The organism is Streptomyces bikiniensis (assembly GCF_000716625.1).
GTDB lineage: Bacteria > Actinomycetota > Actinomycetes > Streptomycetales > Streptomycetaceae > Streptomyces > Streptomyces bikiniensis.
This window is the reverse complement of record NZ_JNXJ01000030.1, coordinates 104,830-129,962: the sequence shown is the minus strand read 5'-3', so window position 1 is coordinate 129,962 and position 25,133 is coordinate 104,830. Positions and strand designations below refer to the sequence as shown.

22 protein-coding genes are annotated in these 25,133 nt (G+C 72.7%); 2 read left to right on the top strand and 20 right to left on the bottom strand.

The window, feature by feature from the left end; genetic code table 11:
* Positions 1–67: 67 nt before the first annotated feature.
* The 9 genes from gatB to OO47_RS22930 all read right to left on the bottom strand — a co-directional run bounded on the left by gatB (position 68) and on the right by OO47_RS22930 (position 10,725).
* The gene (gene gatB, locus OO47_RS22970; RefSeq protein ID WP_030218532.1) at positions 68–1,579 is read right to left on the bottom strand and encodes an Asp-tRNA(Asn)/Glu-tRNA(Gln) amidotransferase subunit GatB; all 1,512 of its coding nucleotides are present in this window, start codon (positions 1,577–1,579) and stop codon (positions 68–70) included.
* A gap of 16 nt (positions 1,580–1,595) precedes the next feature.
* Positions 1,596–1,829: a hypothetical protein gene (locus OO47_RS22965; protein WP_030218534.1), complete on the bottom strand. Its 234-nt coding sequence runs from the start codon at positions 1,827–1,829 to the stop codon at positions 1,596–1,598.
* A 5-nt stretch (positions 1,830–1,834) separates the two neighbouring features.
* Positions 1,835–3,334, bottom strand: coding sequence for an Asp-tRNA(Asn)/Glu-tRNA(Gln) amidotransferase subunit GatA (gatA, locus tag OO47_RS22960; protein ID WP_030218539.1), 1,500 nt, complete (start codon positions 3,332–3,334; stop codon positions 1,835–1,837).
* Between the two features lie 6 nt (positions 3,335–3,340).
* Positions 3,341–3,637: an Asp-tRNA(Asn)/Glu-tRNA(Gln) amidotransferase subunit GatC gene (gatC, locus tag OO47_RS22955; RefSeq protein WP_030218541.1), complete on the bottom strand. Its 297-nt coding sequence runs from the start codon at positions 3,635–3,637 to the stop codon at positions 3,341–3,343.
* 87 nt (positions 3,638–3,724) lie between these two features.
* Entirely contained in the window at positions 3,725–5,845 is a 2,121-nt protein-coding gene (locus OO47_RS22950) for a putative bifunctional diguanylate cyclase/phosphodiesterase (RefSeq protein WP_033209997.1), read from the bottom strand.
* Between the two features lie 316 nt (positions 5,846–6,161).
* Positions 6,162–8,351 (bottom strand): NAD-dependent DNA ligase LigA, encoded by a 2,190-nt coding sequence (gene ligA / locus OO47_RS22945; RefSeq protein ID WP_030218545.1) that lies wholly within the window; start codon positions 8,349–8,351, stop codon positions 6,162–6,164.
* Positions 8,352–8,383: 32 nt separating this feature from the next.
* Complete coding sequence (locus tag OO47_RS22940; RefSeq protein ID WP_030218548.1) at positions 8,384–9,397, bottom strand: methionine synthase; 1,014 nt, start codon at positions 9,395–9,397, stop codon at positions 8,384–8,386.
* A gap of 73 nt (positions 9,398–9,470) precedes the next feature.
* The gene (locus OO47_RS22935; RefSeq protein ID WP_033209996.1) at positions 9,471–10,169 is read right to left on the bottom strand and encodes an SDR family oxidoreductase; all 699 of its coding nucleotides are present in this window, start codon (positions 10,167–10,169) and stop codon (positions 9,471–9,473) included.
* A 7-nt stretch (positions 10,170–10,176) separates the two neighbouring features.
* Positions 10,177–10,725 carry an LOG family protein gene (locus tag OO47_RS22930; protein WP_030218553.1) on the bottom strand — a complete coding sequence of 183 codons (549 nt, stop codon included), beginning with the start codon at positions 10,723–10,725 and terminating at the stop codon, positions 10,177–10,179.
* Positions 10,726–10,802: 77 nt separating this feature from the next.
* Here OO47_RS22930 and OO47_RS22925 point away from each other — a divergent pair, with 77 nt between their 5' ends.
* Entirely contained in the window at positions 10,803–11,426 is a 624-nt protein-coding gene (locus tag OO47_RS22925) for a hypothetical protein (RefSeq protein ID WP_051716220.1), read from the top strand.
* A gap of 60 nt (positions 11,427–11,486) precedes the next feature.
* Here the strand turns inward: OO47_RS22925 and mnmA are convergent, their stop codons facing one another.
* Positions 11,487–12,632: a tRNA 2-thiouridine(34) synthase MnmA gene (gene mnmA, locus OO47_RS22920; protein ID WP_030218559.1), complete on the bottom strand. Its 1,146-nt coding sequence runs from the start codon at positions 12,630–12,632 to the stop codon at positions 11,487–11,489.
* A 61-nt stretch (positions 12,633–12,693) separates the two neighbouring features.
* Here mnmA and OO47_RS33515 point away from each other — a divergent pair, with 61 nt between their 5' ends.
* Complete coding sequence (locus OO47_RS33515) at positions 12,694–13,344, top strand: N-acetylmuramoyl-L-alanine amidase (protein WP_030218562.1); 651 nt, start codon at positions 12,694–12,696, stop codon at positions 13,342–13,344.
* A 17-nt stretch (positions 13,345–13,361) separates the two neighbouring features.
* Here OO47_RS33515 and OO47_RS22910 read toward each other — a convergent pair whose 3' ends face one another.
* The 10 genes from OO47_RS22910 to OO47_RS22865 all read right to left on the bottom strand — a co-directional run bounded on the left by OO47_RS22910 (position 13,362) and on the right by OO47_RS22865 (position 25,060).
* Positions 13,362–14,525, bottom strand: coding sequence for a cysteine desulfurase family protein (locus tag OO47_RS22910; protein ID WP_030218565.1), 1,164 nt, complete (start codon positions 14,523–14,525; stop codon positions 13,362–13,364).
* Positions 14,526–14,786: 261 nt separating this feature from the next.
* Positions 14,787–15,662 (bottom strand): thioesterase family protein, encoded by an 876-nt coding sequence (locus tag OO47_RS22905; RefSeq protein ID WP_030218567.1) that lies wholly within the window; start codon positions 15,660–15,662, stop codon positions 14,787–14,789.
* Between the two features lie 23 nt (positions 15,663–15,685).
* The gene (locus tag OO47_RS22900; RefSeq protein ID WP_030218571.1) at positions 15,686–16,363 is read right to left on the bottom strand and encodes a trimeric intracellular cation channel family protein; all 678 of its coding nucleotides are present in this window, start codon (positions 16,361–16,363) and stop codon (positions 15,686–15,688) included.
* A gap of 343 nt (positions 16,364–16,706) precedes the next feature.
* Positions 16,707–17,957 (bottom strand): ABC transporter ATP-binding protein, encoded by a 1,251-nt coding sequence (locus OO47_RS22895; RefSeq protein WP_078489834.1) that lies wholly within the window; start codon positions 17,955–17,957, stop codon positions 16,707–16,709.
* 8 nt (positions 17,958–17,965) lie between these two features.
* Complete coding sequence (locus OO47_RS22890; protein ID WP_030218577.1) at positions 17,966–19,066, bottom strand: ABC transporter ATP-binding protein; 1,101 nt, start codon at positions 19,064–19,066, stop codon at positions 17,966–17,968.
* Positions 19,063–20,061: an ABC transporter permease gene (locus OO47_RS22885; RefSeq protein WP_030218580.1), complete on the bottom strand. Its 999-nt coding sequence runs from the start codon at positions 20,059–20,061 to the stop codon at positions 19,063–19,065. Before OO47_RS22885 ends, OO47_RS22890 begins: the two co-directional genes overlap by 4 nt.
* 114 nt (positions 20,062–20,175) lie before the next feature.
* Positions 20,176–21,942 (bottom strand): ABC transporter substrate-binding protein, encoded by a 1,767-nt coding sequence (locus OO47_RS22880; protein ID WP_030218583.1) that lies wholly within the window; start codon positions 21,940–21,942, stop codon positions 20,176–20,178.
* A 109-nt stretch (positions 21,943–22,051) separates the two neighbouring features.
* Positions 22,052–23,071 (bottom strand): ABC transporter permease, encoded by a 1,020-nt coding sequence (locus OO47_RS22875; protein WP_030218586.1) that lies wholly within the window; start codon positions 23,069–23,071, stop codon positions 22,052–22,054.
* A gap of 350 nt (positions 23,072–23,421) precedes the next feature.
* Positions 23,422–24,213 (bottom strand): enhanced serine sensitivity protein SseB C-terminal domain-containing protein, encoded by a 792-nt coding sequence (locus OO47_RS22870; RefSeq protein WP_030218589.1) that lies wholly within the window; start codon positions 24,211–24,213, stop codon positions 23,422–23,424.
* Between the two features lie 106 nt (positions 24,214–24,319).
* On the bottom strand, positions 24,320–25,060 hold the full coding sequence (locus OO47_RS22865) for an enhanced serine sensitivity protein SseB (RefSeq protein WP_030218592.1): 741 nt from the start codon (positions 25,058–25,060) through the stop codon (positions 24,320–24,322).
* Positions 25,061–25,133 lie beyond the last annotated feature (73 nt).

Below are 25,133 nucleotides of genomic sequence, written 5' to 3'. Positions count from 1 at the left end.
GCACGAGAGGGCGGCCCCGCACCGGAACTCCGGTGCGGGGCCGCCCTCCTCCCGTACGGGACGGAACTCAGCCCTCGGAGACGCCCAGCCGCTCCAGGATCAGGTCCTTGACCTTCGCCGCGTCCGCCTGGCCGCGGGTGGCCTTCATGACCGCGCCGACCAGCGCGCCGACCGCCGCGACCTTGCCGCCGCGGATCTTGTCCGCGATCGCCGCGTTGCCCGCGATGGCCTCGTCGACCGCCGCGCCGAGCGCGCCGTCGTCGGAGACGACCTTCAGACCGCGCTTCTCGACGACCTCGTCCGGAGTGCCCTCGCCGGCGAGGACGCCCTCGATGACCTGGCGGGCCAGCTTGTCGTTGAGGTCGCCGGAGGCGACCAGGGCCGAGACCCGGGCCACGTCCGCCGGGGCGATCGGCAGCTCCTCCAGGGAGACGCCCTGCTCGTTGGCGTTGCGGGCGAGCTCGCCCAGCCACCACTTGCGGGCCGAGGCCGCGTCCGCGCCCGCCTCGATCGTGGCGACGATCGGGTCGACCGCGCCCGCGTTGAGGATGGACTGCATGTCCAGCTCGGACACGCCCCACTCCTCGCGCAGCCGGTTGCGGCGCACGCGCGGCAGCTCGGGCAGGCCCTTGCGCAGCTCCTCGACCCACTCGCGGGAGGGGGCCACCGGCACCAGGTCCGGCTCGGGGAAGTAGCGGTAGTCCTCGGCGTTGTCCTTGATGCGGCCGGAGGTGGTGGTGCCGTCGTCCTCGTGGAAGTGACGGGTCTCCTGCACGATCGTCCCGCCGGAGGACAGGACGGCCGCGTGCCGCTGGATCTCGAAGCGCGCCGCGCGCTCCACCGAGCGGAGCGAGTTGACGTTCTTCGTCTCCGAACGGGTGCCGAAGGTCTCGGTGCCGTGCGGGCGCAGCGACAGGTTCACGTCGCAGCGCATCTGGCCCTTGTCCATGCGGGCCTCGGAGACGCCCAGGGCGCGGATCAGCTCGCGCAGCTCGGCGACGTACGCCTTGGCGACCTCGGGGGCCCGGTCGCCCGCGCCCTCGATCGGCTTGGTGACGATCTCGATGAGCGGGATGCCGGCCCGGTTGTAGTCGAGCAGCGAGTGCGAGGCGCCGTGGATGCGGCCGGTCGCGCCGCCGATGTGGGTGGACTTGCCGGTGTCCTCCTCCATGTGGGCGCGCTCGATCTCCACGCGGAAGACCTCGCCGTCCTCCAGCTGGACGTCCAGGTAGCCGTCGAAGGCGATCGGCTCGTCGTACTGGGAGGTCTGGAAGTTCTTCGGCATGTCCGGATAGAAGTAGTTCTTCCGGGCGAAGCGGCACCACTCGGCGATCTCGCAGTTCAGCGCGAGGCCGATCTTGACGGCGGACTCGACGCCGATCGCGTTGACGACCGGGAGCGAGCCGGGCAGGCCGAGGCAGGTCGGGCAGGTCTGCGAGTTGGCGTCCGCGCCCAGCTCGGTGGAGCAGCCGCAGAACATCTTGGTCCGGGTGCCGAGCTCGACATGGACCTCCAGGCCCATGACGGGGTCGTACTCGGCGAGCGCCGCTTCGTACGACAGCAGTTCAGTGACAGTCACGGTGAGACTTTCCCTCTCAGCCCAGCAGGACGTCGTCGTCGCCCAGGCGCTTCAGCTCCCGGTAGAGGATCGCCAGGCCGGTCGCGATCGCGGCGGCGGACACCGCGGCGTCGATCAGCCGCAGGACGTCGTTGTCGTTACGGGCCAGCTTGGCCTGCTTGGCGACGCTGACCGCGCCGAAGGCGGTGGTGGCCAGCGAGACGTACAGACCGGTCTTCGACTTCTTGAAGTTCTTGGCCTTCTTTGCCATGGCACTCACAGCGACGGAGCCTCCTCTAGCAGCGGGTGTCCCCACTTTTCCACGAAGGCGGCCTCGACGGCGGCTCCGACCTTGTAGAGCCGGTCGTCCTTCATGGCGGGGGCGATGATCTGCAGACCGACCGGGAGGCCGTCCTCGGGCGCGAGGCCGCAGGGCAGCGACATGGCGGCGTTGCCGGCCAGGTTGGTCGGGATGGTGCACAGGTCCGCGAGGTACATGGCCATCGGGTCGTCGGCGCGCTCGCCGATCGGGAAGGCGGTGGTGGGGGTCGTCGGGGAGACGATCACGTCCACCTCCTCGAAGGCCTTCTCGAACTCGCGGGTGATGAGGGTGCGGACCTTCTGGGCCGAGCCGTAGTACGCGTCGTAGTAGCCGGAGCTGAGCGCGTACGTGCCGAGGATGATGCGGCGCTTGACCTCGTCGCCGAAGCCGGCCTCGCGGGTGAGGGCGGTGACGTCCTCGGCGGACCGGGTGCCGTCGTCGCCGACGCGCAGGCCGTAGCGCATGGCGTCGAAGCGGGCCAGGTTCGAGGAGCACTCGGACGGCGCGATCAGGTAGTACGCCGAGAGGGCCAGGTCGAAGGTGGGGCAGTCCAGCTCCACGACCTCGGCGCCCAGCGACTTCAGCAGCTCGACGGACTCGTCGAAGCGCTGCACGACGCCGGCCTGGTAGCCCTCGCCGCGGAACTGCTTGACGACGCCGACGCGCATGCCGGCGACGGAGCCGTTGCGGGCGGCCTCGACGACCGGCGGGACCGGGGCGTCGATGGAGGTGGAGTCGAGCGGGTCGTGCCCGGCGATCGCCTCGTGCAGCAGGGCCGCGTCCAGGACCGTGCGGGCGCAGGGGCCGCCCTGGTCGAGGGAGGAGGAGAAGGCCACCATGCCGTAGCGGGAGACCGCGCCGTAGGTGGGCTTGACGCCGACGGTGCCGGTGACGGCGGCGGGCTGGCGGATGGAGCCGCCGGTGTCCGTGCCGATGGCGAGGGGGGCCTCGTACGCGGCGAGGGCGGCCGACGAGCCGCCGCCGGAGCCGCCGGGGATACGGGTGAGGTCCCAGGGGTTGCCGGTCGGGCCGTAGGCGCTGTTCTCGGTGGAGGAGCCCATCGCGAACTCGTCCATGTTGGTCTTGCCGAGGATGACGACGTCGGCGGCCTTCAGGTTCTTGACCAGGGTCGCGTCGTACGGCGGGATCCAGCCCTCCAGCATCTTCGAGCCCACGGTCGTCGGGATGCCGACGGTGGTGAAGATGTCCTTGAGGGCGAGCGGCACACCGGCGAGCGGGCCGAGCTTCTCGCCCCGGGCGCGCTTCTCGTCCACGGCGCGGGCCTGGGCGAGGGCGCCGTCGCGGTCGACGTGCAGGAAGGCGTGGACCTTCTCGTCGACGGCCTCGATGCGGGCGAGGTGGGCCTCGGTGACCTCGACGGCGGTCAGCTCGCCGGCGGCGATCTTTCCGGCGATCTCGGCCGCGGTGAGCTTGATGATGGTGTTGTCCGTCATGACTTCTTAGTCCTCCCCCAGGATCTGCGGCACCTTGAAACGCTGCTGCTCCTGGGCCGGGGCGCCGGAGAGCGCCTGCTCGGGGGTGAGCGACGGACGGACCTCGTCCGCGCGCATGACATTGGTCAGCGGCAGCGGGTGGGAGGTCGGGGGTACGTCTTGGTCGGCGACCTCGGAGACGCGGGCGACCGCGCCGATGATGTCGTCGAGCTGGCCGGCGAAGTGATCGAGTTCTTCGCTCCGCAGCTCCAGACGCGCCAGCCGGGCGAGGTGGGCGACCTCCTCGCGCGTGATGCCAGGCATGCGGTTCCTCACGGGGTGAGCTTGATGGTGTGGGTCCATCCTATGGGGCCGGTGCCGCCGCCCGTGAAACGGTTTCGCCGGACCGGGTCAGCCCCGGGGGACGACCTGCCCCGAGGGGTGGTCCAGGTCGGTCGGGGGCGCGAGGTCGGCGGGGCGGCGCCAGCCGTGCTCGCCGCGGGCCAGGAGCCAGGCGGTCGCCTCGTCGGGCGGCATGGCGGCGGCGACCAGCCAGCCCTGGACGGCGTCGCAGCCCAGGTCGCGCAGCCGCTCCCAGGTCTCGTCGTCCTCGACGCCCTCGGCGACGACGAGGAGGCCGAGGGAGTGGGCGAGGTCGACGGTGCAGCGGACGATCTCGGCGTCCTCGGTGTCGACGGCGAGCCGGGCGACGAAGGAGCGGTCGATCTTCAGTTCGCTGACCGGCAGCCGGCGCAGGTGGACGAGGGAGGAGTAGCCGGTGCCGAAGTCGTCGAGGGACATCTTGACGCCGTGGCCGGTGAGTCCGTTGAGCGTGTCGGCGGCCCGCTGGGGGTCCTCCAGGAGCACGTGCTCCGTTATCTCCAGCTGGAGGGAGCCGGCCGGGACGCCGTGGCGGGCCAGCCGGGCGGCGACGGCGCCGGCGAAGCCGGGGGTGTGGACGTCGCGCGGCGAGACGTTGACGGCGACCGGGACGTCGAGGCCCTGGGCGCGCCAGCGGGCGACCTGGGCGAGGGCGGTCTCCAGGACGTACTCGGTGAGGTGGGGCATCAGGCCGGAGGACTCGGCGATGGCGATGAACTCGTCCGGTGGAACCTTTCCGCGCTCGGGGTGGACCCAGCGGACGAGCGCCTCCAGGCCGGCGACCTGGCCGTCGAAGCGGACCTTGGGCTGGTAGTGGAGCTGGACCTCGTGGGCGTCGAGGGCGCGGCGCAGGTCGCCGAGGAGGCCGAGCCGGTCGGGGGTGTTGGAGTCGCGCTTGGACTCGTAGACCTCGACGCCGGTGCGGTCGCGCTTGGCCTGGTACATGGCGACGTCGGCGCGGCGCAGCAGGCCCTCGGCGTCGAGGGCGTGGTCGGGGAAGACGGCGACGCCGGCGCTGGCCTCCAGGACGAGGGTGAGGCCGTCGAGGTCGAGCGGGGAGGAGAGCTCGGCGACGAGGTGGCGGGCGACGCGCTGGGCGCTGGTGGTGGAGTCGGCGGTGGGCAGCAGGACGGCGAACTCGTCGCCGCCGAGCCGGGCGGCCTCGGCGCCGCGGGGCAGGGCGAGGCGGAGCCGGTCGGCGATCTGGAGGAGGAGCCGGTCGCCGGCGAGGTGGCCGAGGGTGTCGTTGACCGAGCGGAAGCGGTCGAGGTCGATGAGGACGAGGGCGGCGCGGGTCCCCTGGCCCTCGGCGTCCTCCAGGGCGGTCCAGGCCCGCTCCAGGAGCCACTGGCGGTTGGGGAGGCCGGTGAGCGGGTCGCGCAGCTGCTCCTCGGCGCGGGCGCGGGCGATCCAGAGGGTGGAGTCGAGGGCGATGAGGGGGACGGCGAAGAGCGGCAGGAGGACCGGGCGGCTCGCGGCGACGGCGCAGATGAGCGGGGTGATGCCGAGGAGGGCGACGGCGACGAGGCCCTGCCGGAGGAGGGCGGTGCGGGCGACGGTGGGCAGTCCGCGGCCCTGGGGGGCGAGCGTGTACCACAGGAGGAGCCGGGTCACCACGAGGTAGGTGGTCGCGGCGAGCACGATTTCCGGGAGGTCCCCGATCGTCCAGTCGAGGGGCCGCCAGGGCTGCTCGACGGTCGGCACGTCGCCGAAGAGGGCGAGGACGAGGGCGGCGGCGCCGACGCCGAGGACGTCGGCGGCGCCGTGCAGCAGGCCCTGTCGCCAGCGGTGGTGGCGGGCGGCGCCGACGAGGGTGACGACGGTCAGCGAGACGAGTCCGGCGGGCACCCAGCCGTACAGCAGGAGGACGGCGAGGGTGAGGGCGGCGCCGGAGCCGGTGCCGCCCCACCAGCGGTCGCGGCCGAGGGCGACCAGGTGGCCGACGATGAGGCCGGTGAGGACGGCGAGGGACCAGCCGGTGACCCCGCCGGGGAAGAGTCCGTGCCCGGTGGTGAGGGCCTGCTGGAGCCCGGCGGCGAGCAGGACGGCGGCGATGCCCACCACGGCTGCGGGCAGCCGGGAGGTGGAGCTCCCGGGGACCGCGCGGCCGTGCGGCCGGGGGACCGGGGCGGCGCTCTCGGTCGGTTCCATTTCCGTCCCTCTCACAGGCGGCGGTGCCGTCGGTGTGCCATGGGCCGCGGTGGGGCGGCCGTCCGTCGTGCGGCCGCCGTCGTCCGGTGCGGGACCGCCGGCGGGCGGCCGCTCCTCGTGCCACGGGGCCGTTGTCCTGACGCCACGACCGGCAGAGCCCTCGCGCGGCCGTGCAGGACGAGACGCACGGTCACCACACTAGGCCGCCGAGGGCTCCGACGGGCAGCGCTCTCCGTGTCTTGCCCGAATGAGACCCGGCCACCCCTCACCATCTGATATGCGCCGAACGGGTGACGTCTCCCGGGACGGAAAGGGGCTACTCGGCACTTTCGGGGCTGGGCACCGCGGCCTCCCGGGCGGCGTCGGGTCCCTGTTCGAGCAGGATCGAGAAGCCCTGCTCGTCCAGAACCGGAACCTTCAGCTGCACCGCCTTGTCGTATTTCGAACCAGGGTTTTCACCCACCACGACGAAGGAGGTCTTCTTCGAAACGGAACCGGTCACCTTCGCTCCGAGGCGCTGGAGCGACTCTTTTGCGCCATCCCTGGTGAACTTCTCCAGGGTGCCGGTCACCACGACCGTGAGCCCCTCCAGGGGACGCGGCCCCTGGTCCTCGCCGGCGCCCTCGTCCTCCAGGGCGACCCCGGCGGCCCGCCACTTGCGCACGATCTCGCGGTGCCACTCCTCGGCGAACCACTGCTTCACCGCCGCCGCGATGATCCCGCCGACCCCGTCGACGGCTGCCAGCTCCTCCTCGGTGGCCTGCTCGATCCGCTCCAGGGAGCGGAACTCGCGGGCGAGGGCCGCGGCCGCGACCGGGCCCACGTGCCGGATCGAGAGCCCGTTGATGAAGCGGGCCAGCGGGCGCGTCTTCGCCGCCGCGATGTTCTCCAGCATGGCGAGCGCGTTCTTCTTCGGCTCGCCCTTCTGGTTGGCGAAGACGGTGGCGATCTTCTCCTCGCCGGTCTTCGGGTCCCGCTTGGGCAGTCCGCTGTCCGGGTCGAGGACGTACGCCCGGATCGGCAGCAGCTGCTCGATGGTGAGGTCGAAGAGGTCGCCCTCGTCCCGGAGCGGCGGCTCGGCGGGCTCCAGGGGCTGGGTGAGGGCGGCGGCGGCCACGGCGCCGAACTTCTCGATGTCCAGGCACTCGCGGCCGGCGAGGAACTCGACGCGCTCGCGCAGCTGGGCCGGGCAGGTCCGGGCGTTCGGGCAGCGGAGGTCGATGTCGCCCTCCTTCATCGGCTTCAGCGGCGTCCCGCACTCGGGGCACTCGGACGGCATCACGAACTCCCGCTCGCTGCCGTCCCGCAGGTCCGCGACCGGCCCCAGGATCTCCGGGATGACGTCGCCGGCCTTGCGCAGCACGACCGTGTCCCCGATCAGGACGCCCTTGGCCTTGACCACCTCCTGGTTGTGGAGGGTGGCGAACTCGACCTCGGAGCCGGCCACGGTCACCGGCTCCACCTGCGCGTACGGGGTGACGCGCCCGGTGCGGCCGACGCCGACCTTGATGTCGACCAGCTTGGTGTTGACCTCCTCCGGCGCGTACTTCCAGGCGATGGCCCAGCGCGGGGCGCGGGCCGTGGAGCCCAGCCGGCCCTGGAGCGGGATCTCGTCCAGCTTGACGACGACGCCGTCGATCTCGTGCTCGACGGAGTGCCGGTTCTCCCCGAAGTACGCGATGAACTCCCGCACCTCGTCGAGCGTGCCCACCACCTTGTTGTGCCGGGCGGTGGGCAGGCCCCACGCGTGGAGCAGCCCGTACGCCTCGGAGAGGCGGGCGATGTCGAAGCCCTCGCGGGCGCCGATGCCGTGCACCACCAGGTGGAGCGGGCGGGTGGCGGTGACCTTCGGGTCCTTCTGGCGGAGCGAACCGGCGGCCGCGTTGCGCGGATTGGCGAAGGGCTTCTCGCCGGCCTCGACCAGGCGGGCGTTGAGCCCGAGGAAGGCCTCCATCGGGAAGTAGACCTCGCCGCGGACCTCCACGAGGTCCGGGATCCGGTCGCCGCTCAGCCGCTCCGGGACGTCCGCGATCGTGCGCACGTTGGGCGTGATGTCCTCGCCGGTGCGCCCGTCGCCGCGGGTCGCGGCCCGGGTGAGCCGCCCGTGCTCGTACGTCAGGTTCACGGCCAGGCCGTCGACCTTCAGCTCGCACAGGAAGTGGTGGTCGGGCGTGCCGACGTCCCGGGCGACGCGCTCGGCCCAGGCGGCCAGTTCCTCGTCGTCGAAGGCGTTGTCGAGGGAGAGCATCCGCTCGCGGTGCTCGACGGCCGTGAAGTCGGTCTCGTACTGCCCGGCGACCTTCTGGGTCGGGGAGTCGGGGGTCCGCAGCTCCGGGTACTCCTCCTCCAGCGCCTCCAGGGAACGCAGGAGCCTGTCGAACTCGCCGTCGCTGATGACCGGCTGGTCCTTCACGTAGTACCGGAAGCGGTGCTCCTCGATCCGCTCGGCCAGGTCCGCGTGCTTCTCCCGCGCCTCGGCGGGCGGGGCCCCCTCGTCGACTGCCACCTTCGTCCGTCCTCCCGTACCTCGGTCCCCGGTCACTCCGGGTTGTCCGCGAGCGACTTCGCTGCCCGGACGCAGTGGGCGAGCGCCGCGCGGGCGTGGGCGGGCGACGCGCCCGCGAGCCCGCACGCGGGGGTGATCACCACGGACTCCGCGAGGGTCCCCGGATTCAGCCCCAGCCTGCGCCACAGCGTCCTGACACCCATGACGCTACCGCCCGGGTCCGACAACGGGCCGTCGGTGGACGGCACCACACCGGCGAAGAGCTTCGTGCCGCCCTCCACGGCCTCCCCGACCGCCTCCTCGTCACGCTCGGTGAGCAGCCCGAAGTCGAAGGAGATCCCGGCGGCTCCGGCCCGCCGCAGCAGCGCGAAGGGGACGTCGGGGGCGCAGGAGTGGACGACCACCGGCCCGTCGTGGGCCGCGGCCACGTCCCGCAGGGCGCCCTCCACGACCTGCCGGTCCACGGCCCGGTGGGTGCGGTAGCCGCTGGCGGTGCGGACCTGCCCGCGCAGTACGGCGGTGAGCGAGGGCTCGTCGAGCTGGAGGACCACCCGGGCGCCGGGCACGCGCTTGCGCACCTCGGCCAGGTGCTGACGGAGTCCCTCGGCGAGCGATCCCGCCAGGTCCCGGCAGGCGCCCGCGTCGCCGAGGGCGGCCTCGCCGCCGCGCAGCTCCAGGGCGGCGGCGAGCGTCCAGGGGCCCACCGCCTGCACCTTGAGCGCGCCCTCGTACCCCTGGGTGAACTCCTCCAGGGCGTCGAGGTCCTCGCCGAGCCAGGAGCGGGCCCGCCGGGTGTCGCGGCCGGGCCGGTCGCTGATCCGCCAGCCGCTCGGCTCCACGTGCGCGTACAGGTCGACGAGCATCCCGATCGTCCGGCCGGTCATGTCGGCGCCGGGCCCGCGCGCGGGCAGCTCCGCGAGGAACGGGAAGTCCTCGAAGGAGCCGGTGACGGTCTTGGCGGCCTCGCGGGCGTCGCCGCCGGGCAGGGACCCGACGCCGGTGGCGGGGCCCCAGGGGAAGTCGTTCTTCTCGGTCGTGTCGCTCACCCGGGAAGCGTACGTGCCGGGGCGCGCCGGGCGGCGCCGGTGACCGTGCCCCGGGCCGCCCCGGCCCTCTCCGTCAGCGCCCGGGGCGGACGGTGAGGTCGTTGATCTCGGCGTCGCGCGGCAGGTCGAGGGCGGTGAGGATCGCCGTCGCGACCGACTCGGGGTCGATCCACTTCGACGGGTCGTACTCCTTGCCCTCCTGCTGGTGCACCTTCGCCTGCATGGGGCTGGCGGTGCGGCCCGGGTAGACCGAGGTGACCCGGACGCCGTTGCCGTGCTCCTCGTGGCGCAGGGAGTCCGCGAGGGCCTTCAGACCGTGCTTGGAGGCGGCGTACGCGCCCCACTCGGCGTGCGCGTTGAGCCCGGCGCCCGAGTTCACGAAGACGACGTGCCCCTGGGAGACGCGCAGTTGGGGCAGGAAGTGCCGGGTGAGCTCGGCCGGGGCGACCAGGTTCACGTTCAGCTGGTGGTGCCAGGTCCTGGGGGTGAGCTCGCCGACCGGCCCGAGGTCGACGACGCCCGCGACGTGCAGCAGCCCGTCGACCCGCTCGGGCAGGCTCTGGTGCGAGAACGCCCAGGAGAGCCGGTCCGGGTCCGCGAGGTCCCCGACGAGGGTCCGCGCGCCGGGGAACTGCGCCGCGAGCTCCTTGGCCCGCCCCGCGTCGCGCGCGTGCAGCACGAGCTCGTCCCCGCGCGCGTGGAGGCGGCGCGCGACGGCGGCGCCGATGCCGGAGCCGGCTCCGGTGATCACATGAGTAGCCATGGCCCCCATGCTCGCATCAGCGGGGAGCCGGGGAGGCGATCTCCTCCTCCAGGTACGCGAGGGCCGCCGCGCCGTCGTCCGCGAAGAAGACGAGGTCGGCGAGGGGGAGCGGGAGGAAACCCTCCTCCTCCATGCGCCGGAACTGCTCCCTCAGGCCGTCGTAGAAGCCCTCCGTGTTGAGGAGGACCACCGGCTTGCGGTGCTTGCCGTGCTTCTTCAGTTCCAGGATCTCGGTGGCCTCGTCGAGGGTGCCGGTGCCGCCGACCATGACGACGATCGCGTCGGACTTGGCGAGGAGCAGGGCCTTGCGCTGTGCGAGGTCCTCGGTGACGACCATCTCGTCGGCGTTCGGGCGGGCCTTGTGGGCGAGGAAGTCGACGGAGACGCCGACGAGCCGGCCGCCCGCCTCCTGCACCCCGTCCGCGACGACCTTCATCAGGCCGGTGTCGGAGCCGCCCCAGACGAGGGTGTGGCCCGCCTTGCCGAGCAGGGCCGCGAACGCGCGGGCCGGGGCCGTGTACCGCTCGTCCAGCCGGGCGGCGGAGAGGAAGACGCAGATGTTCATGGGCCCACCGTAGGCGGTCGTGGAAGAAGTCCGGCGGGCGGCGATGAGTTCCGGGGGCCGCCCCGGTCTGCCCTGCCATGAACGAGCTGAGCGGGTTCCGCGGGCGCGTCACGTCGCGGGACGGGACGACGGTCGCGTACGAGCGGTACGGGGACGGGGACGGGCCGCCGCTCGTCCTGGTGGGCGGGGCCCCGGGGGCGGCGGACGGGCGGGCCCTCGCCGGGCTGCTCGCCCGGGGCTTCCCGGTCGTGGCGTACGGCCGCCGGGCGCACGGCGGCGCCGAACGGGAGATCGAGGACCTGGCGGCCGTCCTGGCGGCGGCGGGCCCGGGAGCGGCCGTGCACGGCACGGGGACGGGCGGTGCCCTCGCGCTCGCCGCGGCGGCGGCCGGGCTGCCGGTGGGCCCGGTGTCGGTGTACGAGCCGCCGCACGTGGACGCGCCCCTCGACCGGGTCTCCGCGTGCGTGCTGGTGGTCGACGGGGGCTTCAGCCCGGCGGAGACCCGGCGCGCGGCCCGCGAGCTGGCGGCGGCCCTCCCCCGCGCCCGGCACCGCACCCTGACGGGCCAGACCCACGAGGTGGCCCCGCACGTCCTGGCCCCGGTCCTGGCGGAGTTCCTGGCGGAGGAGTTCCGTGCGGAGGGGTTCCTCACGGAGGGGTTCCTCACGGAGGACCGGGGGGCCGGGACCGGGCGGTCCTAGGGCGTGTGCCGAAAGTCCCGCCTGCCCTCCGGGCAGACGGCGCTGCTTTCGGCACGCGCCCTAACCGCCGGCCGGTTCCGTCGTCCTGCGGGTCGTCGTCGCGATCGTCGCCGAGCCCACCACGCGCGTGCCGTCGTACAGGACGATCGCCTGGCCGGGGGCGACGCCCCGGACCGGCTCGTCGAAGGCGACCCGCAGTTCGCCGTCCTCCAGGGCCGCGCTCACCGGCGTCTCGCCGCCGTGGGCGCGGAGCTGGGCGGTGTAGCGGCCGGGGCCCTCGGGGACGGTGCCGCACCAGCGGGGCTTGATCGCGGTGAGGGCGGTGACGTCGAGGGCCTCGACGGGGCCGACCGTGACCGTGTTGTTCACGGGCGAGATGTCGAGGACGTAGCGGGGCTTGCCGTCCGGGGCCGGGTGGCCGATCCGCAGGCCCTTGCGCTGGCCGATGGTGAAGCCGTACGCGCCCTCGTGGGTGCCGACCTTCGTGCCCGACTCGTCCACGATGTCGCCCTCCGCCTTCCCGAGGCGGGTGGCGAGGAAGCCCTGGGTGTCGCCGTCGGCGATGAAACAGATGTCGTGGCTGTCGGGCTTCTTCGCGACCGCGAGCCCGCGCCGCTCGGCCTCCGCCCGGATCTCGTCCTTGGTGGTGAGGGTGTCGCCCAGCGGGAACATCGCGTGCGCGAGCTGCTTCTCGTCCAGGACGCCGAGGACGTACGACTGGTCCTTGGCCGTGTCGGAGGCGCGGTGCAGCTCGCGGGTGCCGTCCTCGCCCAGGACGACGGTGGCGTAGTGGCCGGTGCAGACCGCGTCGAAGCCGAGGGCGAGCGCCTTGTCGAGGAGCGCCGCGAACTTGATCTTCTCGTTGCAGCGCAGGCAGGGGTTGGGGGTGCGGCCGGCCTCGTACTCCGCGACGAAGTCGTCCACGACGTCCTCGCGGAACCGCTCGGCCAGGTCCCACACGTAGAAGGGGATGCCGATGACGTCGGCGGCCCGGCGCGCGTCGCGGGAGTCCTCGATCGTGCAGCAGCCGCGCGCTCCGGTGCGGAAGGACTGCGGGTTCGCGGAGAGGGCGAGGTGGACGCCGGTGACGTCGTGGCCCGCCTCGGCGGCGCGGGCGGCGGCGACGGCGGAGTCCACTCCGCCCGACATGGCGGCGAGGACCCGGAGGGGACGGGCGTGGGGGCGCTGGGGCGGGGTCTGAGTCATAGCCCCACCAGGGTACGGGGCCACGGGAACCACCGTCGCGGTGGTAAGCGTTCTCGATGGCATGGGGAGCAAGGGGAAGAAGGCGGTGGGGCGGCGTGCCGTCCTGCTCGGCGGCGGTGCCGCGGTGGTGGGCACGGCCGTGCTCGCCCGGGAGGAGCTGGCGCGCGCCTGGTGGCGGCTGCCGGGGACGCAGAAGAAGCGGGTGGAGGGGGAGCTGGACCACGCGGGCGCGGAGTGGACGTCGGCGTCGCGGGCGAACTGGCGGCGGGCGGACCGGCCGGACGACTACACGATCGACCGGGTCGTGATCCACGTCGTGCAGGGCAGCTACGCGACCGCCCTGCGGGTCTTCAAGAACCCGGGGCACGGGGCCGCCGCGCACTACGTGGTCCGCAAGGACGGGCACGTGGCGCAGATGATCCGGGAGCTCGACGTGGGCTTCCACGCCGGGAACCGGGACATGAACGAGCGGAGCATCGGCATCGAGCACGAGGGCTTCGTGGACCGGCCGGAGGACTTCACGGCGGCGATGTACGAGGGGTCGGCGCGGCTCACGGCCGGCATCTGCGCCCGGTACGGGATACCCGTGGACCGGGAGCACGTCATCGGGCACGTCGAGGTCGAGGGCACCGACCACACCGATCCCGGTCCGCACTGGGACTGGGACCGGTACCTGCGGCTGGTGCGGGAGGCTTCGAAGAAGCCCGTGTGAGGGGTGCGGGGCCGGGCTCAGCTGAGGCCGGCCGTGCGGGCCCTCTCCACGGCCGGGCCGATCGCGCCGGCGACCGCCGCCACGTCCTCCTCGGTGGAGGTGTGGCCGAGGGAGAAGCGCAGGGTGCCCCGGGCGAGGTCGGGGTCGGCGCCGGTGGCGAGCAGGACGTGGCTGGGCTGGGCGATGCCGGCGGTGCAGGCGGAGCCGGTGGAGCAGGCGATGCCGGCGGCGTCGAGCAGCAGGAGCAGCGAGTCGCCCTCGCAGCCGGGGAAGGTGAAGTGGGCGTTGGCGGGGAGCCGGTCGACCGGGTCGCCGCCGAGGATCGCGTCGGGGACGGACGTACGGACGGCGGTGACGAGCTCGTCGCGCAGGGCGCCGACCTCGCGGGCGAACTCCTCGCGCCGTTCGGCGGCGAGCCGGGCGGCGACGGCGAAGGCGGCGACGGCGGGGACGTCGAGGGTGCCGGAGCGGACGTGCCGCTCCTGGCCGCCGCCGTGCAGCACGGGGACGGGGGCGTGCTCGCGGCCCAGGAGGAGGGCGCCGATGCCGTAGGGGCCGCCGATCTTGTGGCCGGAGACGGTCATGGCGGCGAGTCCGGAGGCGGCGAAGTCGACCGGAACCTGCCCCACGGCCTGGACGGCGTCGGCGTGCAGGGGGACGCCGAACTCGGCGGCCACATCGGCGAGTTCGCGGACCGGCATGAGGGTGCCGATCTCGTTGTTGGCCCACATGACGGTGGCCAGGGCGACGGTCTCCGGGTCGCGGGCGATCGCCTCGCGCAGGGCCTCGGGGTGCACCCGGCCGTGGTGGTCGACGGGCAGGTACTCGACCCGCGCGCCCTCGTGGACGGCGAGCCAGTCGACGGCGTCGAGGACGGCGTGGTGTTCGACCGGGCTGGCCAGGACGCGGACGCGGCGGGGGTCGGCGTCGCGGCGGGACCAGTAGAGGCCCTTGACGGCGAGGTTGTCGGCCTCGGTGCCGCCGGAGGTGAGGACGACCTCGCTCGGCCGGGCGCCGAGGGCGGCGGCGAGGGTCTCGCGGCCCTCCTCGACGGTCCGCCGGGCCCGCCGTCCGGCGGCGTGGAGGGAGGAGGCGTTGCCCGTGACGGCGAGGTGGGCGGTCATCGCCTCGATCGCCTCGGGCAGCATGGGCGTGGTCGCGGCGTGGTCGAGGTAAGCCATGGTGGGTCGATTCTACGAGCCCGCCGCGGCGCTCCCGGCGCCTGGCCCGTTTACGCCGCCGGGGCCGGGGGTGCCCGCCGTATCCGGGGGCGCCCGCCGCGCCCGGCCCGCCGCGCCCGGGGGACGCCCGTCCGGCTCGACCCGGATGTGCCGCCGTACCCGGATGCGCCGCCGCCCCGCCCCTGTGCGGCAAGGGCGGGGCGGCGGTGGTCCGGGCGTACGGGTGCAGCGGGCGTACGTACGGGGGTCGGGCGTACGGGCTCAGCCGCGCGGGGCGCGGGCCAGCTGGCGGGACTGGGCGACCAGGCGGTCGGCGCTGTCCCAGACCTCGGCGTCCTCCTCCAGGAAGCCGCCGGCCAGGTTGCGGGTGGTGATGGAGACCCGCAGCGGGCCGGGGGCCGGACGGCAGCGGACGTGGGTGGTGAGCTCGACGGTCGGGGTCCAGCCCTTCAGCCCCAGCTCGAAGGAGGTCGGCGGCAGGGCGTCGACGGTGAGCAGCAGGGAGAGGGCGTCGGGCTCGCGCCCGTCGGCGAGGCCGAACCAGGCACGCATCTCGCCCTTGCCCGAGGGGGCGCCGATCGCCCAGCCGACGCAGGCCGGGTCGAGGCGGATGTCGAGCCGCTCGGTGATGGCGGAGGAGCCGGGGATCTGCGGGGTGGGGCCGTCGGAGGCGCCGAAGCAGTTCTCGATCGGGGCCATCGCCGGGGGCGTCGCGCTGGTGCGGACGTCGTCGGGGAGGGCGTCGAGGTCGCCGTACGAGGCGAGGACGCGGATGCGCTCGACCTCGGTGCCGTCCTCGGCGTACTGGAAGAGCGAGGCCTGGCCGGTGGAGAGGGTCCGGCCGGTGCGGACGGTCTCGGTCCTGATCACCGCGGGACCGGGCACGGACGGCGTGAGGTAGTGCGCCGAGATCGTGAACGGGTCGGGGTGCGGGAGGTGGTGGCCGAGGGCGCGGCCGAGCAGGGCGAGGAGGTAACCGCCGTTGACGGCGTGGATGATCGTCCAGCCGGCGGAGAGGTCGGCGTCGTAGACGCCGGGTTCCCGGAGGGTGACGGCGGTGTCGCGGTCGAACTCGTTCGCGACGGCGGCGTCCGTCCCGGCGTCCGCCCCGGCGTTCGTCTCGGTGCTCGTGCTCATGGATCCGACGGTACCGCAGGTTACTACTGAGCGGTAGCTTTCTCCGGCTCCTCGCTGGCGGAGGAGCGGCGGTTCCAGGCGCGGGGCGCGCGCCAGTGGTAGCGCATCGCGAGGAGGCGGAGCACGAAGGCGGCAAGGACGGCGGCGCCGCTGGTGAAGGCGTTGAGGGTGTCGAAGCGGATGCAGAGCACGACCATCGTCGCGCCCACGATCGCCGGGACGGCGTACAGGTCCCGGTCCCAGCGCAGCAGCGAGGGCACCTCGTTGGCGAGCACGTCGCGCAGGACGCCGCCGCCGACGGCGGTGGCGAGCCCGAGGGCGGCGGAGGCGGTGAGGCCGAGCCCGTAGTCGTACGCCTTCGTCGTCCCCGTCACGCAGAAGAGACCGAGGCCGGCGGCGTCGAACACGTTGACGGCGGCCTGGGTGCGCTCCACGTGGGGGTGCAGGAAGAAGACGAGGACCGTCGCGACCAGGGGCATGAGGAAGTAGCCGAGGTCGGTGAAGGCGGCGGGGGGTACGGCGCCGATGATCAGGTCGCGGAAGAGCCCGCCGCCGAGGGCGGTGACCTCGGCGAGGACGGCGATGCCGAAGACGTCGAAGTTCTTCCGGACGGCGAGGAGGGCGCCGGAGATGGCGAACACGAAGATGCCGACGAGGTCGAGGGCGTGTTGGACGGAGGGGGTGAACAGGTCGTGGAGCACCGCCCAATTGTGCCGGTAGTTCCCGTGGGGGGTGGGCGGAGGCCTGCGGGTCCGGTGTCCCGGTGACCTCGGTGGGCCTGGAGCCGGTTCTCGTGTCGCGCCTCTTCCGGCGGGGGCGGAGCCGTCTTGCCCCGGCTCCCTGGCGGGTGGGGGGATCTCCCCCCACCCGCCCCTTCCCGAAACCCTGACGGGACCGGGGGCCGCGCCCCCGAACTCCCCTGACGCGAGCGCTCCGCGCCACGAGCCGGCGCGGCTGCCGGGTCCGGCGGCGCGGCCGGGCGGGCGCCGCCCGCATACGCGAGAGGTCCCCGCCGCCCGAGGGGCGGCGGGGACCTCTCGGGGTTCACGCCTTCGGCGCGTCGCCCTCGGCGGCGGGGTCGGCGGCCTCGGCCGGCTTCGTCGCCCCGGGCGCGGGCTCGGCGGCGGCCTCGGCCGCCCCGTCCGCCTCGGCGGAATCTCCGGACTCGACCGGAGCCTCCGCAGCCGCGGGCTCCTCGGCCTTGGCCAGGGCCTCCGCCTCCGCAGACTCCTCCACCCCGGCCGCGACCGGCGCCGTCGCCTCCGGGCGCTTCGTGATCTCCACCGACTCCCGCGCCCCCGGCACCGTCACGCCCTCCGCGTTCTCCGGGTGGTGGCAGGCCACGCGCTGACCCGGGCGGAGCTCCAGGAGCGGGGGCTCCTGGGTCTTGCAGACGTCCGTGGCCTTCCAGCAGCGGGTGTGGAAGCGGCACCCCGACGGCGGGGCGATCGGGGAGGGGACGTCCCCGTTGAGCAGGATGCGCTCGCTCCTGGCTCCCCGGCGGCGCGGGTCGGGAACCGGGACCGCGGACATCAGGGCCCGGGTGTACGGGTGCATCGGGGCCGTGTACAGGGAGGTGCGGTCCGCGAGCTCGACGATCTTGCCGAGGTACATCACGGCGATGCGGTCCGAGACGTGCCGGACGACCGAGAGGTCGTGCGCGATGAACACGTAGGTGAGGCCCAGCTCGTCCTGGAGGTCGTCCAGGAGGTTGACCACCTGCGCCTGGATGGAGACGTCCAGGGCCGAGACCGGCTCGTCCGCCACGACCAGCCTCGGCTTGAGCGCGAGCGCGCGGGCGATGCCGATGCGCTGGCGCTGACCGCCGGAGAACTCGTGCGGGTAGCGGTTGTAGTGCTCCGGGTTGAGGCCCACCAGACCGAGGAGGCGCTGCACCTCCTTCTTCACGCCGCCCTCGGGCTCGACGCCCTGGAGCCGGAAGGGCGCCGAGACGATCGTGCCGACCGTGTGGCGCGGGTTCAGCGAGCCGTACGGGTCCTGGAAGATCATCTGGATGTCCCGGCGGAACGGACGCATCCCGGACACCCCGAGGTGGGAGATGTCCTTGCCCTGGAACTCGACCGTGCCGCCGGTCGGTTCGAGCAGGCGGGTGATGAGCCGGCCCATCGTGGACTTGCCGCAGCCGGACTCGCCGACGACGCCGAGGGTCTCGCCGGGGTAGACCTCGAAGTCGAGGCCGTCGACCGCCTTGACCGCGCCGGTCTGACGCTGGAGCAGGCCCTTCCGGATGGGGAAGTGCTTCTGCAGGCCGGTGACCTTGAGCAGGGGTTCCATGGTCTCGCTCACAGCTTCGGCGCAATCTCTTCGGTCCAGATGCGGGTGCGCTCCTCCTGCGGCATGTGGCAGGCGGAGTAGTGGCGCTCTCCGACGAGCTCGAGCTCGGGCCGCTGGGTGCGCGTGATGCCGCCCTTGGGGACGTCCGCGTACGGGCAGCGCGGGTTGAAGGCGCAGCCGCTCGGGATGTTGATGAGGCTGGGCGGGTTGCCCCTGACCGGGATGAGCCGGTCGGTCTGCTCGCGGTCGATCCTCGGCATCGAGCCGAGCAGGCCCCAGGTGTAGGGGTGCTGGGGCTCGTAGAAGACCTGCTCGGCCGGACCGCGCTCGACGCAGCGCCCGCCGTACATGACGAGGATGTCGTCGGCCAGCTCCGCGACGACGCCGAGGTCGTGGGTGATGATGACGACCGCGGAGCCGAACTCCTTCTGGAGGTCCCGCATCAGGTCGAGGATCTGCGCCTGCACGGTCACGTCGAGGGCCGTGGTCGGCTCGTCCGCGATGAGCAGCTCGGGGTTGTTGACGAGCGCCATGGCGATCATCGCGCGCTGCCGCATGCCGCCGGAGAACTCGTGCGGGTAGTTGTCGAACCGCTTGGCGGGCTCGGGGATGCCGACCCGGTCGAGGAGTTCGACGGCCCGGGTGCGCGCCGTCTTCTTGTCCACGTCGTGGTGGACGCGGTACGCCTCCACGATCTGGGCGCCCACCGTGTAGTACGGGTGCATCGCGGACAGCGGGTCCTGGAAGATCATGGCCATCTCGCGGCCGCGCATCCGGCGGACCTCGTCCGGGTCGGCCGAGAGCAGCTCGCGCCCGTTCAGCCAGATCTCGCCCGAGATCCGGGCCTTCTGCCGGCCGTACTGGCCGACCGTGTGCAGGCCCATGATGCCGAGCGAGGTCACCGACTTGCCGGAGCCGGACTCGCCGACGATGCCGAGGGTCTTGCCCTTCTCCAGCTGGAAGGAGAGGCCGTCGACCGACTTGACCAGACCGTCGTCGGTCGGGAAGTGGATCTTCAGGTCGCGTACGTCGAGGAAGGCGCCGGAGGGGGCGGAACCGCCGGCGGGCTCCTCCACCGCCGCTCCGGTCTTCGGCAGCTGGTCCGTCATGCGAGCCTCACTCGGGGGTCGATCACCGCGTACAGAAGGTCCACCACGAGGTTGGCGATGACCACGGAGGCGGCCGTGATGAGGGTGACCGCGAGGATCACCGGCAGGTCGCGGTCGCCGACCGCCTTGAAGGCGGCGTTGCCGAGACCCGACAGGTTGAACGCGGTCTCGGTCAGGACCGCGCCGCCGACGAGGGCGCCGAGATCCATGCCGAAGATGGTCAGGATGGGGGTCATGGTGGAGCGCATCGCGTGCTTGCCGAGCACGACCGGCTCCGGCAGCCCCTTGGCGCGGGCGGTGCGGATGTAGTCCTCGCCGAGGACCTCCAGCATGGTGGCGCGGGTGAGGCGCGCGTACATCGCCGCGTAGAGGAAGGCGAGGGTGACCCAGGGGAGCAGCAAGCCGGCGAACCATCCGCCCGGGGACTCGGCGAACGGCACGTACTTGGCGTCCAGCCAGCCGAGCTGGGTGCGGAAGAGGAACATCGCCAGCATGGCGGTGAAGTAGATGGGGAGCGAGACGCCGGCGAGCGCGGTGACCATCGCGGCCCGGTCGATCGCGGTGCCGCGCTTCAGCGCGGAGACGACGCCGGTGGTGACGCCCATGAGGAGCCAGAGCACGGCCGCGCCGACGACCATGGAGAGGGTGACCGGGATGCGGTCGACCAGCATGGTCCAGACGTCCTGCTCGGTCTTGAAGGAGTAACCGAAGCACGGGGCCGCGCAGTGGATGCTGTCGCCGCCGCCCGTGTAGTCCCGGCCGACGAAGATGCCGGAGACGAAGTGCCAGAACTGCACCAGGATCGGCTCGTCCAGGCCCAGCTTCTGCCGGATGCCCTCGATGGAGGCCGGGTCCGCCTGCTTGCCGACGAACATCGCGGCAGGATCGCTGCCGGTCAGCTTGGGAATGAGGAAGAAGATGCTGAGCGTCACGAGCGTGACGACGAGCAGCATCACGACGACCGCGAAGAGTCGCCGGACTATGTATGCAAGCATGCGGTCGGCCGGTCGGCGGCCGGGGGACCCGATGGGGTCCCCCGGCCGCCGCCCTCGGCCATCACCTGCCCTTCGGACCTGGCGGCGGGTGGTGCGCCGGTGGAGCGGGTCGGATTACTTGACGACGCCGAGCGACGCGTAGTCGTAGCGGCCGTTGTAGGCGTCCGCCGTGTAGACGTTGGTCAGCCGGGAGCTGCGCCAGATGATGTTCTTCTCGTGGGTGAAGGGCAGGTAGACCGCGGCCTCCGACACCTTCGTGTTGATCTGCTTGTAGAGCTCGCCGGCCTTGACCGGGTCGGTCTCCTTCAGCGCCTGGTCGAACAGGCCGTTGATGGCCGGGTCGTTCAGCTCGGAGAAGTTGTTGTTGCCGCTCTGGAGGATGAAGCGGCCGTCGACCAGCGGCTGGAGGAAGCCCTGGCCCGACGGGAAGTCGGCGCCCCAGCCCATGATGATGATGCCGTAGCCCTTCTCCTTGACCACCTTCGGCGAACCGATGATGCCCGAGGTCTGGGCGCCGTCGAACTGGTCGATCTGGGCCTCGATGCCGACGGCCTTCAGCGACTGCTGGAGGGACTCGGCGGTGGCGATCTCGATCGGCTTGTTGTTCCGGACCGCGATGGTGGTCTTGAAGCCGTTCGGCTTGCCGCACTTCGCGAGGGCCTCCTTGGCCTTCGCGACGTCCGCCTTGCCCGCGAGCTTGCCGTACGGGTCGGCCTTCGGGTCGGCGCCCTTGATCGCCGGCGGCAGCATGTTGGAGGCGATGTCGCCACCGGCCTGCGGGCCGCCGCGGGCGGTCTGGAGGGATTTGGAGTCGGCCGCGTAGATGATGGCCTTGCGGCACTCGACGTTGTCGATGACCGTCTGCGGGAAGACCGCGTAGCGGATGAAGCCCGTCTGCGGGTTGTCGATGTTGCCCTTGTGCTGCTGGAGCACCTTCTGGCGGGCGGCGGCTCCGACACCGGTCGCGTTGATGTCGAGGTCGTACTCACCCTCGATCAGGCGGTTGTCCATGTCGTCGGCGTTCGTGGTGAACGTGACGCTGATCTTGTCCGGCAGGGCCTTGCGGACCGTGTCCGTCTTGGCGTCCCACTTGTCGTTGCGGACGAGCTTGATCGACTTGTTGGGGGTGTACGACTCCCACTTGTACGGGCCGGAGGAGAAGGGCTTCAGGCCGTACTTGGACTTGGTGTCCTTGTCCTGGCGGACCGGGGAGGCCGCGGGCATCGCCAGCATCTGCAGGAAGTCGCCGTTGGCGACCGGCAGCTTGAAGACGATGGTCTTGTCGTCCGGGGTCTCGATGGCCTTCAGGCCGAGCTTGTCCGGGGAGGTGTCCTTGTACGGGCCCTTGTACTCGCCCTTGGGGTCGAGGACCTGCTGGAGGTAGATCGGGCCGCCGGAGATGACGTCCTGCGCCCAGATGCGCTCGATGCCGTACTTGATGTCCTTGGAGGTGATCGGCTTGCCGTCCTCCCAGGCGATCCCGTCCTTCAGGGTGAAGGTGTAGGTGAGGCCGTCGGCCGAGACCTTGCCGGTGTCGGTGGCGAGGTCGGAGACGAGCTCGGTGGAGGCGGTGCCCGGCGCGGCCTTGAAGGTGACGAGCTGGCGCGTGTAGTAGCGGGCGAAGTCCCACACGAAGCCGTAGTAGCCGCGCTGCGGGTCCCAGCTGTCGGCCTCCTGCGAGCCGATGAACTTCAGCTCGCCGCCCTTCTTGTCGGAGGCGTTGAGGACCTTGTTGACGCCGCCGTTGAAGGCGAGGCCGTCCTTGCCCTTGTCGCCGCCGCCGCCGTTGCCGCCGCCGCAGGCCGTGGTGACGACCATCGTGGCCGCCGCGAGCAGCGCGCCCGCGGCGATTCTGCGCCTCTGAGTGCTCATCAGGGTCATGGGTCTCGCAACCTCCGGGATAGTGGCGGCCGTTACGGCGGACCGCCGTTGGGGATGGGCCTCCTGTCGCCAGCGGCAGGGGCGGGTCTTGCGGGTCGTCGGCGAACGGTCAGCGGGAGCCCTTCGGGTCGAGCGCGTCGCGCACGCCGTCGCCGAAGAGGTTGAACGCCAGGACGGTGATGAAGATCGCGAGGCCGGGGATCACCATGAACAGGGGGTCCGACTCGTAGGTGTTGACGGCCTTGGACAGCATCTGTCCCCAGGAGGCGGTGGGCGGCTTCACGCCGGCGCCGAGGAAGCTGAGGGCCGCTTCGGTGAGGATGTTGGTGGGGATCATGAGGGTCGCGTAGACCGTGATCGGCGCCACCAGGTTGGGCAGCAGCTCCTTGCGGAGGATGTAGAGGCGGCCCGCGCCCAGGCTGCGGGCGGCCTCCACGTACTCGCGCTCGCGCAGCGAGAGGGTCTGGCCGCGGACGATGCGGCCGACGTACGGCCAGCCGAAGAAGCCGATCACCACGACGAGGGCGCCGATGCGCACGCCCGAGCCCTCGATCCCGAACAGCTCGTTGGGCAGCACCGAGACCAGGGCGATCGTGAAGAGCAGCTGCGGGAAGGCGAGCATGACGTCCATGACCCGGCTGAGGGCCGCGTCGATCCAGCCGCCGAAGTAGCCCGCGACGATGCCGAGGACGGTGCCGAGGAGCACGGCGAAGACCGCCGCCAGGAAGGCGACGAGCAGGGAGATCCGGGCGCCGTAGACGATGCGGCTGAAGACGTCGCGGCCGTTGACCGGCTCGACCCCGAGGAGGAAGTCGGAGCTGATCCCGCCCCAGGAGCCGATCGGGGTGCCGAAGAGCGGGTCGATCTGGTCCTCGTGGAACTCGTCCGGCGGGTGGCCGAGGAGTCCGACGATCAGCGGCGCGAAGATCGCGACGAGGATGAGGAAGCCGACGACGCAGGCGCCGGCGAGGGCGAGCTTGTCGCGCTTGAGGCGGGTCCAGGCGATCTTCCAGGGCGAGCGGCCCTGGATCCCCTTGTCGGGGGTGCCGGAGGTACCGGGATCGGCGGGCGCGCCGTCGACGGTGGCGGTCGACGCGCCCGCACTCGTCTCGTGCAGTGGTGCCGTCATCGTGGTGAGGACCCCTCTCGGCCGCCGGTGGCCGGCCCTTGCCCGCCGCGGGTAGCGGCTCGGTGGAACAACCTGCTGGGCACCTGCTCGAAAGGAGCTGAACACCCGGTGTTCCGGGGAGTCTTCAATGGCCTTGCGATCACCCGCCAGCCCTGACGGGGAATGTTTGCTCAAACGTGATGCGGTGCTGCAACTTCCGTTATCCGGACGCCGCGCGGGCGTGAGCGGACCATCCCGGCCCTCTTCCCCTCAAACGGACATGTCGCTCAACTGGGCGTTTGAACTCTTCAATTGGGGCGAACGAAGAGCTCCGGCGGGGCCGGTGGGGCCGACGGGGAAGAGGAGGCGTCTCAGTATGCGGACGGAGCCGCCGGCGGGTACCCGTATCCCGGGGCGGGCGCGGAGCCGCGCCCCGCGTGCGCCTCGCGGTCGTAGAAGGGGCGCGCGTTCGCCTTCAGCCAGAGCGCCACCGGGTCGTACGCGTCGGAGAGGGCGACCGTCGAGACGGGCAGCCCGTCGGGGACGGAGCCGATGGACTGGCGCATCATCGTCCGGACCGCGTCGACGGCCGCCGGGGAGGTGTCGTACAGGTCGAGCCCGATGACGAGGTACGGGGAGCCGAGCGCGGGCTGCACCCAGCCGCGGCGCAGCGCCCGGACGGCCGGGGTGCGGTGGGCGTTCTGGGTGATCAGGGCGTAGAACTGCGGAAGCTCCAGGGCCGGCTCGGTGACGCGCAGCGGCCCGGCGGGCATCCGGTCGAGGCCGGTGGCGATCCGGCGCAGGTCGGCCCAGGGGATGCCGACGCCGCCGCCGGGGGCGTGCGGATTCAGCCAGACGCCCCAGCGGTCGGGGTAGAGGGCGCGGGCGATCTCGCGGCCGGTGACGACCTCGTGGGCGCGGTTCCAGCCGGAGGCGGCGAGCTCCTGGTCGGAGGTGACGCAGGGCGCGTAGCCGAAGCCGTCGACCTCCATGTTCCCGTACTGGGCGTCGGGCGAGCCGGGCGCGCCCTGCCAGAGCAGCATCCGCAGCTCGCCGTCGGCGAGGGCGTGCAGCAGCCGCTCGTACGCGTCGTAGCGTCCGGGCGCCACCTGGCGCAGCATGTGCTCGACGTGTCCAGCCGCAGCGGTGCCTGACGCGCTCACCCTGGGTCCCGCCCCTCTTCCGTCCACCACGTCCGCGCGGCCGCCGGGTCAGGGGCGGCCGTCGCATCGGTTCCGTCGAATCAGTTCAGCTTAAACAGGGTGCCGCTCACACGGCGGCGCGCTGGTAGAAGGGGCGGACCCGCTCCACCATCCAGTCGCCCACCGGGTCCTGCGCCATGTCGAGCAGGATGAGGTTGACCGGCCAGGCGACCTCGACGCGGCCGAGGGCCCGGCCGAGGGCGTCCAGGGGGGCGGTGCGGTCGGCGCCCTCCCAGTGGGAGAGCTGGACGCCGATGAAGAGGGCCGGTTCGGTGCCCTCGACGCTGGCGAGGGCGCGGCGGGCGCTGGCGACGACGCCGGTGGCCTCGAACTCGGCGGAGGCGGCGGCGAGGAAGTCGACGGGGTCGTCCTGCCAGTCGGGCTCGAAGAGCCGGACGCGGCCGCCGGAGGCGGGGCCGTCGAGCGGGGTCCGGCCGGCGCGGCAGAGCTCGGCGACGGCGGGCGGGGGCAGCGGGACGCCGACGGTCCCGCCGGGGTTCACGGCGATGCCGAGCTGCGGGGGCAGACCGCGGGCGAAGTCGCGGGCGGGGGCGACTGCGAAGGACATGTGGTCGCCGGCGCAGGCGCGGAACTGCTGCTCGGAGCTGAAGACGGGGACGAAGGCCGCGCCGTCGATCTCCATGGTGGCGAGGTCCAGGTCGGTGCTGTCGGGGCCGCCGCCGTTGGGCAGCGGAATCCAGACCGGGCTGCGGCCGAGGACCTCGACGAGGCGGCCGCCCGCCTCGGGGTTGCCGAGCGAGGCGGCAAGCACCTCTTCCAGCTCGTTGCCCGGCCACGTCACGTCCACGGTCCCGTCCCCTTCTCGCACGGCCTGCCGTATCCGGCCGCCCGGCAGCACCCTAACGCCGCCCCGGCACCGC

What these genes read in the sequence shown, in the direction of transcription:
- OO47_RS22965 (WP_030218534.1), bottom strand. Translation starts at nt 1,829, where the DNA reads ATGGCAAAGAAGGCCAAGAACTTCAAGAAGTCGAAGACCGGTCTGTAC.
- gatA (WP_030218539.1), bottom strand. Translation starts at nt 3,334, where the DNA reads ATGACGGACAACACCATCATCAAGCTCACCGCGGCCGAGATCGCCGGA.
- gatC (WP_030218541.1), bottom strand. Translation starts at nt 3,637, where the DNA reads ATGCCTGGCATCACGCGCGAGGAGGTCGCCCACCTCGCCCGGCTGGCG.
- OO47_RS22950 (WP_033209997.1), bottom strand. Translation starts at nt 5,845, where the DNA reads ATGGAACCGACCGAGAGCGCCGCCCCGGTCCCCCGGCCGCACGGCCGC.
- OO47_RS22935 (WP_033209996.1), bottom strand. Translation starts at nt 10,169, where the DNA reads ATGGGGGCCATGGCTACTCATGTGATCACCGGAGCCGGCTCCGGCATC.
- OO47_RS22930 (WP_030218553.1), bottom strand. Translation starts at nt 10,725, where the DNA reads ATGAACATCTGCGTCTTCCTCTCCGCCGCCCGGCTGGACGAGCGGTAC.
- OO47_RS22925 (WP_051716220.1), top strand. Translation starts at nt 10,803, where the DNA reads ATGAACGAGCTGAGCGGGTTCCGCGGGCGCGTCACGTCGCGGGACGGG.
- mnmA (WP_030218559.1), bottom strand. Translation starts at nt 12,632, where the DNA reads ATGACTCAGACCCCGCCCCAGCGCCCCCACGCCCGTCCCCTCCGGGTC.
- OO47_RS33515 (WP_030218562.1), top strand. Translation starts at nt 12,694, where the DNA reads ATGGGGAGCAAGGGGAAGAAGGCGGTGGGGCGGCGTGCCGTCCTGCTC.
- OO47_RS22910 (WP_030218565.1), bottom strand. Translation starts at nt 14,525, where the DNA reads ATGGCTTACCTCGACCACGCCGCGACCACGCCCATGCTGCCCGAGGCG.
- OO47_RS22905 (WP_030218567.1), bottom strand. Translation starts at nt 15,662, where the DNA reads ATGAGCACGAGCACCGAGACGAACGCCGGGGCGGACGCCGGGACGGAC.
- OO47_RS22895 (WP_078489834.1), bottom strand. Translation starts at nt 17,957, where the DNA reads ATGGAACCCCTGCTCAAGGTCACCGGCCTGCAGAAGCACTTCCCCATC.
- OO47_RS22890 (WP_030218577.1), bottom strand. Translation starts at nt 19,066, where the DNA reads ATGACGGACCAGCTGCCGAAGACCGGAGCGGCGGTGGAGGAGCCCGCC.
- OO47_RS22885 (WP_030218580.1), bottom strand. Translation starts at nt 20,061, where the DNA reads ATGCTTGCATACATAGTCCGGCGACTCTTCGCGGTCGTCGTGATGCTG.
- OO47_RS22880 (WP_030218583.1), bottom strand. Translation starts at nt 21,942, where the DNA reads ATGACCCTGATGAGCACTCAGAGGCGCAGAATCGCCGCGGGCGCGCTG.
- OO47_RS22875 (WP_030218586.1), bottom strand. Translation starts at nt 23,071, where the DNA reads ATGACGGCACCACTGCACGAGACGAGTGCGGGCGCGTCGACCGCCACC.